The sequence below is a fragment of the Chryseobacterium vaccae genome (assembly GCF_009602705.1).
GTDB classification, from domain to species: Bacteria; Bacteroidota; Bacteroidia; order Flavobacteriales; family Weeksellaceae; genus Chryseobacterium; species Chryseobacterium vaccae.
The window spans coordinates 2,906,973-2,922,793 of sequence record NZ_VSWH01000001.1 but is presented as its reverse complement, the minus strand read 5'-3'; the positions used below and the strand labels follow the sequence as shown (position 1 = coordinate 2,922,793).

Below are 15,821 nucleotides of genomic sequence, written 5' to 3'. Positions count from 1 at the left end.
TACTGAAGTGTTGTTGAATTAAAATTTAAGATTAAACCCGATTCCGAACCATCTGCTGGAAGGGTCCTGAATATCATTGGAGTCTTTGGCTTTAAGCTGGAAATCCGGATCCGAGTAAAGGTTTTTAGACTTTTTCCACATCGCCAGGTTATACGCTGAAACATTCACCGTTAAATTCTTCACCATTCCTTTAGGATTAAGAAGGGAAGAGAAATCATATTCTAAAATAACCGATCTCAGTTTGATGAAAGTCCGGTCAAAAACATTGGCGAATAATTTACTTTCATCCTCCGTAACCCTTGCCTGGTACGGATAATTCTGTGCCCAGTCCTGGAAGCTTATCGGTTTGGTATGCGGTGTGTATGTTCCTGTAGCTGCATTGTAATTAACACCATCCGGCACAAAATAATACGTTCCCGGATTAGCATATTCAAGATCTCTGTATGCGGTAGAATTCGGATGCTTTCCTCCCCACCACATTTTTTCTACAACCTGAGATCTCATCACTCCGCCAATACTTCCGTCAATCCCAATATTTAAAGAAAGCTTTTTATATTTGAAGGTATTGTTGAAGCCGAAGGTCCAATCCGGGTTGAAATGACCTAAATTGCTCGGAGTATTGGCTCTGGTAGGCATTCCTGTATTGGCATTCAGAATAACTTTTCCGTCCGGTGATTTCTGCCAGGTATAATCGTAGAAGCTGTCCATTCTTTCGCCGAGTTTGATGTTGTTGTAGTTCGGCATATTGTCGTAAATAGAAGTCAGCTTTTGCTCATAAGTACTCCAGTTGATTAAAGATCTCCATGTGAAATTGGCTGTTTTTATTGGAACCAATCCTAGTGAAATCTCAAAACCTTTGGTCGTATACTCATTCCCGTTTACATATTGTGACGTAAATCCCGACGATTGTGCTGTCGGGAATTCAAGAATGTTATTGTAATCCAGTGTTCTGAAATACGTGGCATCCAATGTAACTCGGTTGTTGAATAAACCTGCGCTTAATCCCAGTTCATAAGACTTGGTCTGTTCCGGTTTCAAAGAATTTTCAACATTTAGGATGGTAGGATAGTAATTGGTAGGATTTCCATTGAATGTAATTCCTTTATTGTTCAGATAATAATTCCTGATAGAATAGGGCTGGAAGTCGTAGGCTACTTTTGCCCATGAAGCGGAAAGTTTCAGCATATTCACGGCTTTCGGCATCGTGAACAGGTTGGAAATAACGGCACTTACCGATGCAGAAGGATAGAAGTAAGATCTGTTGGCTTTCGGAAGGGTGGAAGACCAGTCGTTACGTCCTGAAATATTCACGAAAAAAGCATTGTATAATCCGATATCAATCGTTGAATATGCACTGTAGATCAGCTTTTCTTTTAGGTAGTCGTAATATTTTAAAGCTCCGATGGAGTTTTCCAGCGTATAACGTTCAGGAATTTTCAGTCCGTCTGTCGATGCGTTGTCGATATCATTTTTGTAGTAAAACGTCGAGGCTCCTGCATTTACTGTAAAATCGAAATTGTCAGATATTTTCTTCTTGTAAGTGGCCAGTACATCATAGTTGAGATTCCATGTTTTAGAGTCGTTCAGAATATATCCACCGCTTCTAGGAGCATCATAGTTGAAATAGGAATATGGACTTGATATTTCCTGCTTATTGTGATTTTCTACAATAGATATTTTGCCTTTTACTGAGAAATCCTGAGTGGCTTTATACTCAAGGCCGGTTTGTGCATTAATAACGTTGGTTCGGTTTTTATTTTTATAATATTCAGCTCCAAACCATGGATTATTGTACCATGCATAATTCCAGTTGGCCTGTGCCGTTCCTTCTTTTCCCGGAATCCACATGTGATTTTTAAGGTCCCTTCCGTCTACATCGGCTCCCATCCAGATCAGGATGGTGTACATATGCCCGCTTGGGTTGTAATTGTAATTGGGAATATTCGGGGTAAAGGTCTGATTGAAATTAAGCTTAGTATCAAAGATCAGTTTTTCTCCCAAATGATTTTCCGAAGAGAAATTGACTCCGTAACGCTGTAGGTATGAATTGGGAATCCGGTCATCATAATTCATGAAATTCCCGGAAAGACGGTAGATATCTTTATTATTTTTATAACTTACAGAGAAACTGTTGTTATTGATGACTGCCGGTTTCAGGAATGTGCTTAAATTATCATGATACTGCCAGTCGATCGGAACTCTTTCATATCTTGATTTATCATTATATTGTGTGCCGTTTACTGCTCCATACCATGGAATGACCTGACCTGTTACCTTATCCCGGATCGGGCTGTTCCACTGGGCGATTTTCAGACCGGGTGTGAATTTTGGCCCCCAGATCATGTCTCCGTCATTAACTCCTCCGTCTGCTCCGTCCCAGAATTCATATTTTCCGTGAGAGCCGTTTCCATATTCGGTCTGGGTTCTGGGAAGATTGGTAAAACCTCCCGTAACCATGGTGTTCTGGGAGAATTCAACAGAGAAGCCTTTCTTTTTCGCTGATTTTGTGGTGATCAGAACTGCTCCGTATCTTCCTCTGGAACCATATAAAGCGGAGGCTGTTGCTCCTTTCAGAACGTTGATGTTTTCAATATTGTTTGGATCTAAATTCTGGAAAACCTCTTTCTCTACAATTACTCCATCAATCACAAAAACCAGATTTGAGTTTCCTCTCAACGTAAATTGGGGAGCCTGCTGCATTCCTGTGGGATTGGAAACGTTCAGTCCGGCAACCTGTCCGGAAAATAAATTACCAATGCTTGGTGTGGTAATGGTTTCAAACTGTTTCGTACCGACTTCCTGAGTGGCATAGCCAATCTTTTCTTTCTTTTTGGCAATTCCCAAAGCGGTTATTACAACACCTTCAATCTGTTTTTCCTGTGGTTTTCTCAATACCACGGAATATTCTCTCTTGGAAGAAACCTCTACGGTGAAAAGTGAAAAATCAGGAGCATAAAACTCAAGGATGTCTTTCGGGTTGGCTGAAATGGTAAAATTTCCATTTTCATCGGTAATTGCGGTCTTTCCGGTGTTTTTGTCGGTGACGCTGACTCCGGAGATTTGGGAGCCGTTCTCGGATTTTACATTTCCGGAAATGTTAATTTCTTGGGCAGTAAGATAAAGGGGAAGTAAAAAAACTGCAAAGGAAGCTAGAGTCTTCTTCATTTTTTTTGAGGGCAAATTTAGCCCCACAGTATTACCTGAAGTTTACGACCGTATTAAAATAAAAATATGATTTTAATATTTTTTAACAGTTATAATTAACATTTTGATAAAACGAAATTTTCCTTTTATATAGCAGTTTTTGCTTTATTATATTATTTATTGATGAAGCTGTTTATACTTTTTATTAAACCACAAACCGAAGGTTCGGCGTAGTCAAAAGTCACAAAAGTTTTATTTTAAACACTTTAGTGATTTTTATTCTTTAGAGAACTTTTATGATATCATGTCATCTGTAAAAATAACTTTTGTAGTTAAGTTTAAACAAACTTATTTTATACTTGTCCTGTAAGAAAAGTTTAATATTCCCCTTTTAGAATCTGCTCAGAATTCCCCAATGGATTTTAATATCATTGAATTTAAAAGGATTTCCAAACTCATTACCATTGGAAAGCTGGAAACTCATCAGCCCGATCGGAATAAAGAAATTAAACCCGAGCCCGACACTGTAGAGCTTCGGCTTGACGTTGAGCGATTTATTATTGAGCTGACCGTACTGTCCAAAAAGATCAAAAAATGCCTGGCTGCCTATCAGATAGCGGTATTCCAGCCCTCCGTAATAATAGAAATCGGCAGCGAGAGATTTTTCATTGAATCCCCGCATGGAATTCCAGCCTCCGAAACGGTATAATTCGTTGGCGGAGAACTCTATTTTAGAATCCATCATGGCACCTTCCGCTTTGATGTTGAGGAAGTGGTTTCCGGAAATATGATAATTATGCTCTCCGAAGAAATAGAATTGGTTCTGATTGGCTTTGATATTATCTTTCGTATACGTTGTGGTCAGGTAGTCATAACCGGCATTGATTCTTGTTTTATAAAGGAAAAGATCAATATCTGTAGGTTCCGTCATTTCAAACCAGATCCCGATCCCTTTTTTGTTGTAATCTTTTCCCTGAACATACAGCGTATCAATAATGCTCGATGTTTCAAGGGTTCCTCTGAGCCCGATTTTATTACGGTTATTGATGTTATAATAAAAAGCAGGAAGGAACTTTACATTGGCAAAAGTAGAGTCTTGTCTGAAAATATTGACTTTCAGGTTCATACCCACATTCGATTTAAGAAGATAAGGAATATCGGCCTGAAGATCAAAAGTCTGCCCTTTATCAGGGTTTCTCTGCCAGTAAAGGTTGACGGTTTCAAAACCGTTGAACATATTCCTGAAATTCACATTCAGGGTTCCGTTCAGGGTAAACTTTTCCGTTTTATCATTTCCGAAACCGATGACCCCGTCAAAAGTATTGGTCTTTTTCTTTTCCATGAATAAATAAATATTCGTGGAATCTTTCGTAAACAAAGTTTGAGGTGGCCGTTCCAGCGTAACGAAAGCATGGCTCTGGAAATTTTTGCTGATGGCCAGAAGGTTTTTATCGTCGTAGGTTTTTCCTTTGAATTCCTTTTCAATATTTTTCATAAACCTTTTAGGAACTCTTTCGTAGCCTTTTACCACAAAACCGTCAATGGTTCGCTTATCATTTTTGTTAATATCAAGCTCAATGACGGGATACCCGTTTTTCTGGCCTTTATATTTTGATTTGATCCGGCTAAAAGAATAACCGTCATCAATATATTTTTTATTAATGCTTTTCTTGGTAGAATCTAAATTTTTAGTAAAAAAATCCTTCTGAATTTTCAGTTTATCAACAATCACATCCGAAAGGTCCACATAGGTTTCGTTGTAGTTTTTTCCTTTATCAAAGAAGATTTCCGTACTGTCGCCTTTTACTTTTACCTCTTTCAGCTGGGTAAAGAAATAATTATTCTGTGAAAGAGAGTCCAGGAACTTTACCGCAGAAGCAGAATCTTTTACCTTTTTCCGGATATTGGTTTCCGTATCAATAAGCCAGTACTGTTTGGTCTGCGCTTTAAAGAAAGTGCAGAATAAGAAAAGCAATATGGTGAATAAACGGATCAAATAATGATTTTTACTTTGCTATATATTCTTTTCCGGATTCATCAATGTAGAACTCTTTTCCGTCTCTTCCAACCAGCATCATTCCATCTGTAAACCAGGAAAATTTATCATATGTTTTATCATTGATGTACTTTCGGGCAGGCAAGTTGTATATTTTCCTCTTGCCATTTTTATCAGCAACAATGGTTAATTTTCCAAACTGATGAATTGAGGAATAGCGCTGATAATTTTCTAAAAATATTTTGCCATCTTTAGTAAAGTACTGATGTACTCCGGTGCTGGTATATGTCCCGGCGATGATATAGGGTTCAAATTTACCTGGTGATGTCTCATAACCATGTGCTTCAATATAATCGTAATCAGCAGGGATTATTAATTTTCCGGTATTGTTGATGATTCCGCTTTTACCATTCTTTTTTACCAGGAACAGAGGTGTTGATTTTGCAAAAACATCAATTCTCTCATATTGTTCCTGGATATCTTTAGGAAGCTGGCTGATGATGTCCTGCTTTTCATTTTCGGCTTTTCTCTCCATTGTTTTTACTTCCGTTTCTGTAGCTGACGTAAAATCATCCGTCACCTCTGAAGGATCTTCAAGTTTTTTACAGTCTATTTCAGTATTGTTTTCTGCAATACATTTAGATTGGTTATTGAGGCGGACATGGGCAGACATCACATGAGTATAGTTCTTGCTCTGAGGATTGTATACTTTATATTCTTTAAAAGGATAGGCAAGATCATATTGGGGTGCAATCACCAATTTATTATTCTGATCAACAAAACCCCATTGATCTCCTTTTTTTGCAGGAAATAAGGTGGCTTTCTGGCCAAAGACAAATGATGAAAGCAGTAAAAAAATAATATTCTTCATGGCTGATACCGTATATTTAAACTGAAATTAGTCCAGTTTATTATATTTTTTCATCAGATTTTCATAGGTTCCCTGTGGAAGAATCCACTTTAAAGGAACTCCGATCTTCTGTCCGAACTTACCAAAATAATAATGGGCTTTCCATTTCTTTTTCCCCAACAGGTTTTCAACATAAGCGGCTACTTCCAAAGGTTCTGTTCCTTCACCTACATGAGCGTTCATCAAGGCATATACTTTATTGAAAATATTTTTATAAGGTTCAGAAACTTTCGTTTTTACCCGGTTTTCTGCAATATTGGTTTTGATGTCCCCTAAATGTAAAGAACATACATCGATATTCCAGGGATATACTTCATACCTTATGGCTTCTGTTACTTTGTCCAGAGCAGATTTTGAAGCAGAATAAAAACCACGGAAAGGAAGTCCCATTTCGCTTCCGATGCTTGAAACATTAATGATTTTTCCGAATTGATGTTTACGCATTGCAGGAAGAACAGCACTCATCATCTGAACAGCACCCACAAGATTCAGGTTAAAAAGTTTTAAAATATCTTCTTTCGTAGAATCTTCTACAGCTCCTACCATTCCCATTCCTGCATTATTGATCAGAACATCAATCCTGGATTCCGTTTTCAGAACTTCTTCAATGGCACTTTGTACGGCATTATTATCGGTAACATCTGTAGGGATAGACCTGAAATACTGGCTTTCTGTATGCTTTCGGCTTAAACCGTATACTTTATGGCCATTTTTCCCAAAATATTCTGCCAGTACGAAACCGATTCCTGATGAGGTTCCTGTGATGATGATGGTCATTTATTGATATATGAATTTTAGACTTGTATTGATTCTTTTCCGGTTCCTGATCTTTCTCAGAATCCTGAACCGTATTTCCAGCAAATGTAAAAAAAGAAAAGTGAATCTGCTATTTATTATAATGTAAACATGAATTTTAGTAATGGCGGGTACTGTTTTTTAATGAAAACATAAAAATACCTTAACCCACCGGAGAACGTACTGTTCTATTTTTGCACATTCTATTATTAAAAATAAATTTCTTGAACATGATGACCTCTGTGATAAAGCTTTCAAAAAAGATCAGCATTTTCCTGATGCTGGCCATTTTTTCAAAAAACCAGGCACAAAATTACCTGAGATACCATGTAAATAATGCCCACTCTCATAATGATTATTTACAGGAAATCCCGTTTTGGGAAGCCTATTATGCAGGATTCGGGTCAATAGAAGCGGACGTTTTTCCTGTGAAAGGAAAACTTCTGGTAGCGCATACCGAAAAAGAGCTGTCTCCGGAAAGAACGTTGGAGACCCTTTATCTGAATAACATTTCAAAACAGATCAAACAGAATAAAGGAAATATTTATCCTGAAGCTGATAAAAAGCTCCAGCTCCTGATTGATATTAAAAACGATTATAAAACGACTTTGAAAATATTGACGGCCAGCTTAAAAAAATATCCTGAGATTACCAGCTGTCCTGGAATTAAAATTGTGATAACAGGAGGAAGGCCGCAGCCTGAAGATTTTAAAAGTTATCCGGATTATCTTTATTTTGATGGTGACCTTGATAAAAGCTATAGGGAGGACCAATTGAAAAGGATAGGAATATTCAGTGCAGATTTGAAAGATCTGATACAATGGAATGGAAAAGGAATTCCCCGGGATGAGGAAACGGAGAAAATAAAAGATGCGGTAGAAAAGGCACATCGTCAACAGAAGCAGATCCGTTTTTACGGAGCTCCGGATTTCCCGAATGCCTGGGTAAATCTTATGAACAGCAATGTGGATTTTATCAATACCGATCATATTCCTGATCTTAAGAAATTTCTGAATGCTGCCCCAAAGAATTTTTATAAGAATACAAAAGACTATCCTGTGTATACTCCTTCCTATAAATCAGACGGAATCAGTAAAAAATTGAAAAACGTTATTCTTCTGATTCCGGACGGAACTTCTCTTTCCCAATATTATGCTGCATTTACAGCCAATAAAGGAAAATTGAATGTCTTTAATATGAAGTCAACCGGGCTGTCCAAAACCAGTTCATACAATGCTTATATCACAGATTCGGCACCGGGATCAACAGCTTTTGCCACGGGAGTGAAAACTAAAAATACATTTGTTGGAGTAGATGCTATGGGGAAAGCACTTGCTCAGATCCCTGATATTGTTGCCGCAAAAGGGTTGGTTTCCGGACTTATTTCTACGGGAGACATAACAGATGCTACACCGGCGGATTTTTATGCTCATTCAGATAATAGAAACAACTCGGGAAATATTATGATGGATTTTATTAATTCTAAAACTAAGATTTTAGTTGGAGGTCCATCTGGTGGATTATCAATAGAATACAGGCAGAAATTCAAAGAGGCTGCAGTTGAGATTTATGATGATTTGAAATCGGTCAATAAAATCAACGGACGTATGATTATTGCAGATCCTCTGGCTTCAAAAAGAGTAACCGAAGGAAGAGGAAACTGGCTGGCTGATGCTTTCGATATGGTATTGAATGACCTGAAGGATAATAGAAAAGGATTTTTCATGATGGTAGAAGCTTCACAAACCGATGGAGGAGGGCACAGTAACAACCTGGAGCAGTTGATGACTGAATTACTGGATTTTGACCAAGTAGTGGGAAAAGCCATGAAGTTTGCCGACGAAAATAAAGAAACACTGGTGATTGTTGTCGGAGATCATGAAACCGGAGGATTGACCCTTCTTGACGGAAGCCTTAAAGATGGTTGGGTATTCGGGAATTTCAGCACGAATGATCATACGGCTGTTCCTTCCAGTGTGTTTGCTTATGGACCCAATTCAAGGGAATTTACCGGTATATACGAAAATACGGAGATCTTTAATAAGATTATGGAAGCGTACGGAATCAGGAAATAAAGAAGTTGTGGATAACAATGTGTATAAATGTCAGTCGAGGAAGGATATAATCGTTTTGAAATTAAAAATTGTATTTTAATAAATGAGCAATTTGCCTTATTTACAGGCGGTTTAATTGTTTTTGTTGTTTGGCTATTGATAAACAGTAATTCATTTCATGGTTTATTCCAGTTGTGGATAACTCTGTGGATAAGTATAAAGTTAACCTTAGTCCGGGATAAGAATTTTTGATTTATCGAGCTTGGAAGCTGGGAGATGGAAGAGGGAGGTCTGAAGGTTATCAATAATAGGTTGGCATCTTTTTTAGCTAATTTGATAAGGTTAAAGGAAATAAAGGGTGATGAAATATGTTGATCCAATCAGGAAATCCTCTGCTATTATTTATCCTTGTGGTTAATAAAATTCTATTTCTTTAATGTGGATAACTTTGTGGATAAGTATGTGGATAACCTGAAGGTCTCTGTATTTAAAGGGGGATAGGGAATGGTTGAAATGGAAATCAGCCAGGTATTCTAAAAGTATAAATACTCATCCGAGCCGGGAACTTTGATTTTATTTTCTCCAATTCTGAAATCATTCATCCTGATCAGTGGTTTAAACGGATGGATAAATTCTTTATAGTAATCATCAGGAATTTTGACATCATCGTCACAGGACGAATATTTCTTATCAATAACGGCTTTGCCTGTGGAGAAATTAATTTCATTCAGGAATTCAAAGTCGCAGGTATCATTAAACTCATCACGGGAACCGATGAGGTAAAAATCTCCGTTCTGGAATCTGAAAATATGGCGGTAAGTCTGAGTGTGTCGTGAATTGGTAGAAAACTGTTGCTCCACAATAAGAGTATTGCTTTTAATTTCAATGTTCAGCGAATTGTCCTTGGGATAAAATCCTGTTCCACTGGAAAAAAGAAGTGTTTTATTCTCTTTCCAGACCTGAGATTTTCCGTTATTATCTTTTATAATATACAAGGCTCTCACGACACCGTTATTGTTATCAAACTGAGAATTGCTTTTTATATTGGTATTGAAAACGAATATTGTTTCATCTTTCCCGTCTTTATCCAGATCTCCTTTAATCTCTGTTATTTTCTGATAGCCTTTGGGGATATTGAAATCTTTCAGGTTCTGTGCCTGAAAACTTACACTGAGCAGAAGGGCAGTAAAGAAAGGGATTCTCATTATGGACAGGGTTTGAAGTTATAGACCGAAATCTTCTTTTTTGATCAGCTTGTTATCTTCCAGGCTGTTGAGACGTCCTTTCACTGTTTTATAGCTGCCGGCAATATCAGTTTCCTTGTCTTTGCTGTCTGTAATGATGATTCCGGCAGAAAATGATTCGTCTTCTGCCTGATAGGTTCTGTAAAGTTTGTAGCTGTAGTCGTTGTTGGTAAATAAGAGATAATTAAGTTCCATTCCGGCATTTTGCTTTCCTCCGCCTCTGTAATAGGAATTATAAGTGAATTTTTTCCAGCTTTCTTTGTTTCTTTCCGCGGGAAATTCCATTTCAATCTTGTTTTTACTTCCAAACCGGTATTGGATATACTCATTTTGTTTATCCTTTACCAAAGTCATTTTCTTCCCGTTTTTAGTTTCAAAGGAATAGACAATTTCTTCGTTAGGCCGTAAGTATTGTGCCCAAAGAAGTGCAGGAAACAATGTGAATAAGATCAGGTATTTCATGATTGGAATTATGTATAAAAATACGGTAATTCGAAATAATATGACATAGCATTTTCAAATGACCGTATTTTCAATTTTAAATTAACGGGTAACTACACTTTCAAGGTCTTCCCAGAACAACGGATACGATTTTTCCACCACCTCTTCATCTTCAATATTCAGTTCTTTGATCAGGCAGAACGGGGCAAAACTCATAGCCATTCTGTGATCCTGATACGTTTTAATGGAAATGTTTTCTTCCGGTTCTCCGAAGCTGACTGATTTGATTGTCAGATCTGTGATTTCCGTCTCAGTCCCCAGTTTTTTCAGCTCATTGTATAAAGCTAAAAGTCTGTCGGTTTCCTTCACTCTTAAAGTTCCCAGTCCGGAAATATCGAATGGGATTTTTAAAGCAGCAGCAGTTACACAAAGGGTTTGTGCAATATCCGGACAGTTGTTCATATCCAGAACGATTTTTTCAGGGAAAGTAAAATTGGGTTCCGGCTGAAGGGTGATTTTATGTTCATCTTCGGTAAAAATGGTTTTAATTCCGAAAAATTTCTCATAAATTCCGGCAATAGCAGAATCTCCCTGAGTAGATTCTTTGTAGAAGCTTTTCAGATGGATGGTTTTTCTTCCCAATGCACAGATAGAGTAGAAGTAAGAAGCCGAGCTCCAGTCGCTTTCCACTTCATAGTCAGCAGTTTTTGCCTCTCCATCGAAACGTTCTACCTTTATTGTATTTCCTTCAAAGCTGTTCTTGATTCCGAATCTTGTCAGGATATCAAGGGTCATTTCAATATAAGATCTTGAAGTAACCTGCCCGACAAGATGAATTTCCAATCCGTTTTCCAGTTTCCCGGCAATCAGAAGAAGGGAAGTGATGAACTGGCTGGAAATGTCAGCAGGAACATTCACTTTATTCTGAGTGATCTTTTTTCCGGTGATCTTTAATGGGGGGAAACCTTCATTTTCTAAATAATCAATTTCTGCTCCCAGATCTTTGAGGGCGCTCACCAGGTTTTTGATCGGTCTTTCTTTCATTCTCTTGGATCCGGTAAGAACTGTAGTCTTTCCTTCCATAATAGAATAATAAGAGGTAAGGAAACGCATGGCTGTTCCGGCGTGGTGAATATCCACTGTTTCTGTATTTTCAGATAAGGCCTTTTTTAAAAGCTGAGTGTCCTGCGAGTTGGAAAGGTTTCCGATTTTTATGTTTTTAAATAAACTTTCCAAAATCAACAAACGATTCGAAATACTTTTCGAACCGCTGATCTGTATGGTTTTATCTCCTATTAATTTTGATTTTTCTAACTTCATTTTGATTGTTGCTTCATTGTTTATAAAATTTTACCCCATCCTGATCGGCATAACAGAATAAATTTCCGTTCTGATCATACAGTTCAATGAGGTGAAAGCCATCTTTACCGTAATTTTTTTTTCTCCAGAAGCGGCAGATTGTGCTCATCATCTGAATGATCTCTTCATATTATTTCAGCTTCTCGTTGTTCTGATGTCTTTCTTTATCCCGGTCGGTCTTGATCTTCATTTTTTTATCAAAAGCTTCCTGAAGATTCACTCCGGTTTGGTTGGCTAAACATAAAGTAACAAACAGTACATCTGCAAGTTCTTCTCCCAGATCTTTGCTTTTATCACTTTCTTTTTCGCTCTGTTCACCATATCTTCTGGCAATGATCCTTGCGACTTCGCCTACTTCTTCGGTAAGCATAGCCATATTGGTCAGTTCATTAAAATAACGGACCCCGATGGTTTTGATCCATTCATCTACCTGCTGCTGCAGCTGTGTAATTTCCATTATTGATAAGCTCCTAAAGTAGGGTTGGTTGTTCTTGATACATTCACAATGTCGAGTGGTACTGTTCCTGCCACGGTGGTATTTCCTTTTCCTCTTGCCGGAGAAGCAGGCTTAACGCGCAGATTCATTTTTGCTGCAAAATAATTCAGGAACTGAGGATCTTCATTTTTAAAGCTCTGCACCACATTCATATTATTATCAAACGCGAAACCGGCTTCTGATACTCCGGAATATTTTATGGATGTGTTCTGAAGCAGGTATTCAAACTGCTGCCCGGGAGTTGGTTCAAAATTAACGGAATTATCTCGGTCTGAAAAAATAATAGAGTTTTTGATATCAAGACGCTGAAGCGCTCCCTGCTCCATTTGTCCGGAAGCATTCTTCCATTCATTGGTAGCAAAGATTCCAAGCCTGTTGAAACTGCCCATGGTTTTAGAATAATTGGCAATCGTAGAATGAATATAGCTGTGGTTTCCCCCTCTGAAAATTCCGATGCAGGATTCTCCACAATTGTTCATCACCAGGTTTTTTGCATTTACGGTAGAACCTACAGCATAAATTCCGTATTCAAGAAAGGTGTGAATAAAGGAATTGCTGATATTGGCATTGGCCTGTTTCATATCGATTCCTCTTGTCCCTCCGAAAAGTCTTGCAAAATTCATATTAAGATTGGCCGTAGCTTCCATTCTGATAGAGTTCCAGTTTTTAGGAATGGTATCATAATACGGATCATTTCTGTCACCACGAAGGATAACTTCATTGTTTAGTGCCCCGTTGATATTCAGAGAGGCTCCTGCTGAAACTTTCATTCCACTGTTCTTATGGAAATAAACTTTTGTTCCGGCCTGGATATCCAGAGTGATATTGGGATCAATTGTCAGATCACCATAGATGATCTTCGCTTTATTATTATTCCAGGTTGTATGATTGGAAATGACATTAGGGTTGGTAGGAGTCTGGATGAAAAATTCAGCATCCTGAACAACTGAAAATAAAGTGACATGCTGCTGCCCGGCACCACTGTTGAAAACAATTTTGTCTTCAGCAATAGCTTCCGGCCCCGTAGCCTCGGGAGCAATTTCGACAAATATATACATACTGTCTTTCTTTCTCAACGGAACATCTTTAAAATCATATCCCGGTTTTCCGTCTACATTGATTCTGTATAAAGACGAAGCCCCTTTCTCCAGATTAATTCTTGGGATCAGAACGTCTTTATCTTCATTATTATATACTTTTACAGCATAGGTTTCAGAACGCACCTGATGGTAAACCGTATCACAGAATACCGTGTCTTTTGAAAAACTTAACAGCTGTGAAGGAGCATCAAACGTAATATCGTCTTTATTACATGATACCGTTACTAGAAGCATCCAGAAAGAAAAAGCCAGTAATAATTTGAATTTCATCGAAATTAAAGTTTAAATAGATTCCAAATTTAACGAAAATACTTTGAATTTCTTATCAAGAAAAAAAAATGAATAGGGTATTTGGAATTTAGAAAAAATATTGTACTTTTGCAACCTAAAATTAGCAGAGAAATATCCATTACTATTTCGAAAGCAAACTTTAATTTTTTTAAAAATTGTATTATGAAAAACGGAATTCACCCAGAAAATTATAGACTTGTTGTTTTCAAAGATATGAGTAACGACGAGGTGTTTCTTTGCAAGTCCACTGCAGAAACAAAAGACACTATCGAGTACGAAGGACAGGAGTATCCTCTAATCAAGATGGAAATCTCTTCAACTTCTCACCCTTTCTACACTGGTAAAGTGAAGTTAGTTGACACTGCAGGTAGAGTTGATAAGTTCATGAACAAATACAAAAAATTCGCTAAGTAATTTTTTGAATCTAAAAATAGTAAAGTCTTCCAGTTTTGGGAGACTTTTTTTGTGGATAAAAGCCGATCTTTTTTGTAAAACCTACAAATATGAATAAGGCTGAAGATATTCAATTGGAAAAGGCTTTAGCCTGTTAAAAAAAATAAATAAAAATTCATTGGCTTTAGCCAAAACCTATAACATCACGGATAAACTCAATGATATAAAATATTTTATATTCCTGTGTTTTCGTATTTTTGCTTTGGCAGAAGTAGAAACTGAATATTGGTCCCGAAATACAAAATGTATCCGGCATCTTTCAGTACTTGCTTCTGATCACTAACTTTTAACATCCAAACAATGCAATTAGTATTTTCAGACGCGCAATACTGGGAAGATTTTCTTCCGCTTACCTTTACCCGTCCCATTGCTGCCATGCGGTGTGGTATCCTTACTTTTTCTGAAAGATGGCAAAAGATCCTCGAAAATACCGAAGTTTCCTACTTTACAGAAACCTACCTTCAGCATAAATTCAAAGAGCCGGAAGATAAGGAAAGCCTTTTCCTTGTTACCAATTTCTTGCCGACTGAAACCGTGATTCAGCAGATCAAAGAGCTCAAGCAGGGGGAAGCTCTGGTGTATGAAGATGAATTAGTCGCTGCCAGAATTAATATGAAAGGATTTTCTTTGAACCAGATTGAAAAAATGACAGATATTAAGGAAGAACTGATTTTTTTCAAAAGACCAGCCGACCTTTTTACCTATAACCATCATGCCATCGATTTTGATTTTGATCTTCTTACCAAAGGACGAATTTCCCAAGAGCTTTCTTCAACCAACGGCTTTTTAGGAGATAAAAAAGATCTTTTTATTGAAGAAGGAGCCCAGATAGAATTTTCAACGTTAAATACCAAAACAGGAAAGATTTATATCGGGAAAAATGCTGAGGTGATGGAAGGGTGTAATCTCCGCGGTCCTATTGCATTGGGAGAGGATTCTAAATTCAATCTGGGATCTAAAATTTACGGTGCCACTACTATAGGACCACATTGTAAAGTGGGTGGTGAGGTGAATAACATTATTATCTTTGGTTATTCAAGTAAAGGCCATGAAGGTTTTATAGGAAACTCAGTAATCGGGGAATGGTGTAATTTCGGGGCAGATACTAATTCTTCCAACCTTAAAAACAACTATAGTCAGGTGAAGCTCTGGAACTATCGTACGAAAGCATTTGAAGATACAGGGCTGCAGTTTGCCGGACTTATTGTAGGAGATCATTCTAAAACCGCTATTAATACCCAATTAAATACCGGAACTGTGATTGGAGTGGCTTCTAATATCTTCAAACCTGGCTTCCCGCCGAATCTTGTAGAAAACTTTTCATGGGGCGGACTGAAAGATGATGAGAGGTTCAGGCTGGACAAAGTTTATGAAGTGGCTGAAAGAGCCATGGCCAGAAGAAAAGTTCCTTTGACAGACGATGACAAAGCTATTTTAAAGCATATTTTTGATACCTATTAAAAACAGAACCTCCGGTATTTTCCGGAGGTTTTTTAAACATAAGGCTTGCTAATAACAAGGTTTATGATGAAATTATT

General features: G+C 37.6%; 12 protein-coding genes. 3 read left to right on the top strand and 9 right to left on the bottom strand.

The features are described from left to right. Positions 1-18: 18 nt before the first annotated feature. From FW768_RS13270 to FW768_RS13255, 4 genes are all read right to left on the bottom strand, one after another. On the bottom strand, positions 19-3,165 hold the full coding sequence (locus tag FW768_RS13270) for a SusC/RagA family TonB-linked outer membrane protein (protein ID WP_153396133.1): 3,147 nt from the start codon (positions 3,163-3,165) through the stop codon (positions 19-21). A 370-nt stretch (positions 3,166-3,535) separates the two neighbouring features. Beyond that, complete coding sequence (locus FW768_RS13265) at positions 3,536-5,140, bottom strand: BamA/TamA family outer membrane protein (protein ID WP_231128687.1); 1,605 nt, start codon at positions 5,138-5,140, stop codon at positions 3,536-3,538. A gap of 10 nt (positions 5,141-5,150) precedes the next feature. Then, a complete protein-coding gene (locus FW768_RS13260) occupies positions 5,151-6,011 on the bottom strand; it encodes a WG repeat-containing protein (RefSeq protein ID WP_153396131.1) in 861 nt (286 codons plus the stop codon). Between the two features lie 27 nt (positions 6,012-6,038). Continuing rightward, the gene (locus FW768_RS13255) at positions 6,039-6,827 is read right to left on the bottom strand and encodes an SDR family oxidoreductase (RefSeq protein ID WP_153396129.1); all 789 of its coding nucleotides are present in this window, start codon (positions 6,825-6,827) and stop codon (positions 6,039-6,041) included. 248 nt (positions 6,828-7,075) lie between these two features. Here FW768_RS13255 and FW768_RS13250 point away from each other — a divergent pair, with 248 nt between their 5' ends. After that, entirely contained in the window at positions 7,076-8,920 is a 1,845-nt protein-coding gene (locus FW768_RS13250; protein ID WP_231128686.1) for an alkaline phosphatase, read from the top strand. A 512-nt stretch (positions 8,921-9,432) separates the two neighbouring features. On the opposite strand, the gene FW768_RS13245 is transcribed toward FW768_RS13250, so the two are convergent. The 5 genes from FW768_RS13245 to FW768_RS13225 all read right to left on the bottom strand — a co-directional run bounded on the left by FW768_RS13245 (position 9,433) and on the right by FW768_RS13225 (position 13,809). Then, positions 9,433-10,104, bottom strand: coding sequence for a hypothetical protein (locus FW768_RS13245; protein WP_153396127.1), 672 nt, complete (start codon positions 10,102-10,104; stop codon positions 9,433-9,435). A gap of 18 nt (positions 10,105-10,122) precedes the next feature. Continuing rightward, positions 10,123-10,605 carry a hypothetical protein gene (locus tag FW768_RS13240; protein WP_153396125.1) on the bottom strand — a complete coding sequence of 161 codons (483 nt, stop codon included), beginning with the start codon at positions 10,603-10,605 and terminating at the stop codon, positions 10,123-10,125. 81 nt (positions 10,606-10,686) lie between these two features. Beyond that, complete coding sequence (locus tag FW768_RS13235) at positions 10,687-11,904, bottom strand: 3-phosphoshikimate 1-carboxyvinyltransferase (RefSeq protein WP_153396123.1); 1,218 nt, start codon at positions 11,902-11,904, stop codon at positions 10,687-10,689. 169 nt (positions 11,905-12,073) lie between these two features. Beyond that, positions 12,074-12,400: a nucleotide pyrophosphohydrolase gene (locus FW768_RS13230; protein ID WP_034731670.1), complete on the bottom strand. Its 327-nt coding sequence runs from the start codon at positions 12,398-12,400 to the stop codon at positions 12,074-12,076. Next, a complete protein-coding gene (locus FW768_RS13225) occupies positions 12,400-13,809 on the bottom strand; it encodes a hypothetical protein (protein WP_153396122.1) in 1,410 nt (469 codons plus the stop codon). Before FW768_RS13225 ends, FW768_RS13230 begins: the two co-directional genes overlap by 1 nt. Before the next feature lie 183 nt (positions 13,810-13,992). On the opposite strand from FW768_RS13225, the gene FW768_RS13220 reads away from it, so the two are divergent. Beyond that, complete coding sequence (locus FW768_RS13220) at positions 13,993-14,244, top strand: type B 50S ribosomal protein L31 (RefSeq protein ID WP_002976190.1); 252 nt, start codon at positions 13,993-13,995, stop codon at positions 14,242-14,244. 339 nt (positions 14,245-14,583) lie between these two features. Then, positions 14,584-15,744 (top strand): GlmU family protein, encoded by a 1,161-nt coding sequence (locus FW768_RS13215; protein ID WP_153396120.1) that lies wholly within the window; start codon positions 14,584-14,586, stop codon positions 15,742-15,744. The last annotated feature ends 77 nt before the right edge of the window (positions 15,745-15,821 follow it).

Coding starts and splice junctions, on each gene's coding strand:
- FW768_RS13270 (WP_153396133.1), bottom strand. CDS start 3,165: ATGAAGAAGACTCTAGCTTCCTTTGCAGTTTTTTTACTTCCCCTTTAT.
- FW768_RS13260 (WP_153396131.1), bottom strand. CDS start 6,011: ATGAAGAATATTATTTTTTTACTGCTTTCATCATTTGTCTTTGGCCAG.
- FW768_RS13255 (WP_153396129.1), bottom strand. CDS start 6,827: ATGACCATCATCATCACAGGAACCTCATCAGGAATCGGTTTCGTACTG.
- FW768_RS13250 (WP_231128686.1), top strand. CDS start 7,076: ATGATGACCTCTGTGATAAAGCTTTCAAAAAAGATCAGCATTTTCCTG.
- FW768_RS13245 (WP_153396127.1), bottom strand. CDS start 10,104: ATGAGAATCCCTTTCTTTACTGCCCTTCTGCTCAGTGTAAGTTTTCAG.
- FW768_RS13240 (WP_153396125.1), bottom strand. CDS start 10,605: ATGAAATACCTGATCTTATTCACATTGTTTCCTGCACTTCTTTGGGCA.
- FW768_RS13235 (WP_153396123.1), bottom strand. CDS start 11,904: ATGAAGTTAGAAAAATCAAAATTAATAGGAGATAAAACCATACAGATC.
- FW768_RS13230 (WP_034731670.1), bottom strand. CDS start 12,400: ATGGAAATTACACAGCTGCAGCAGCAGGTAGATGAATGGATCAAAACC.
- FW768_RS13225 (WP_153396122.1), bottom strand. CDS start 13,809: ATGAAATTCAAATTATTACTGGCTTTTTCTTTCTGGATGCTTCTAGTA.
- FW768_RS13220 (WP_002976190.1), top strand. CDS start 13,993: ATGAAAAACGGAATTCACCCAGAAAATTATAGACTTGTTGTTTTCAAA.
- FW768_RS13215 (WP_153396120.1), top strand. CDS start 14,584: ATGCAATTAGTATTTTCAGACGCGCAATACTGGGAAGATTTTCTTCCG.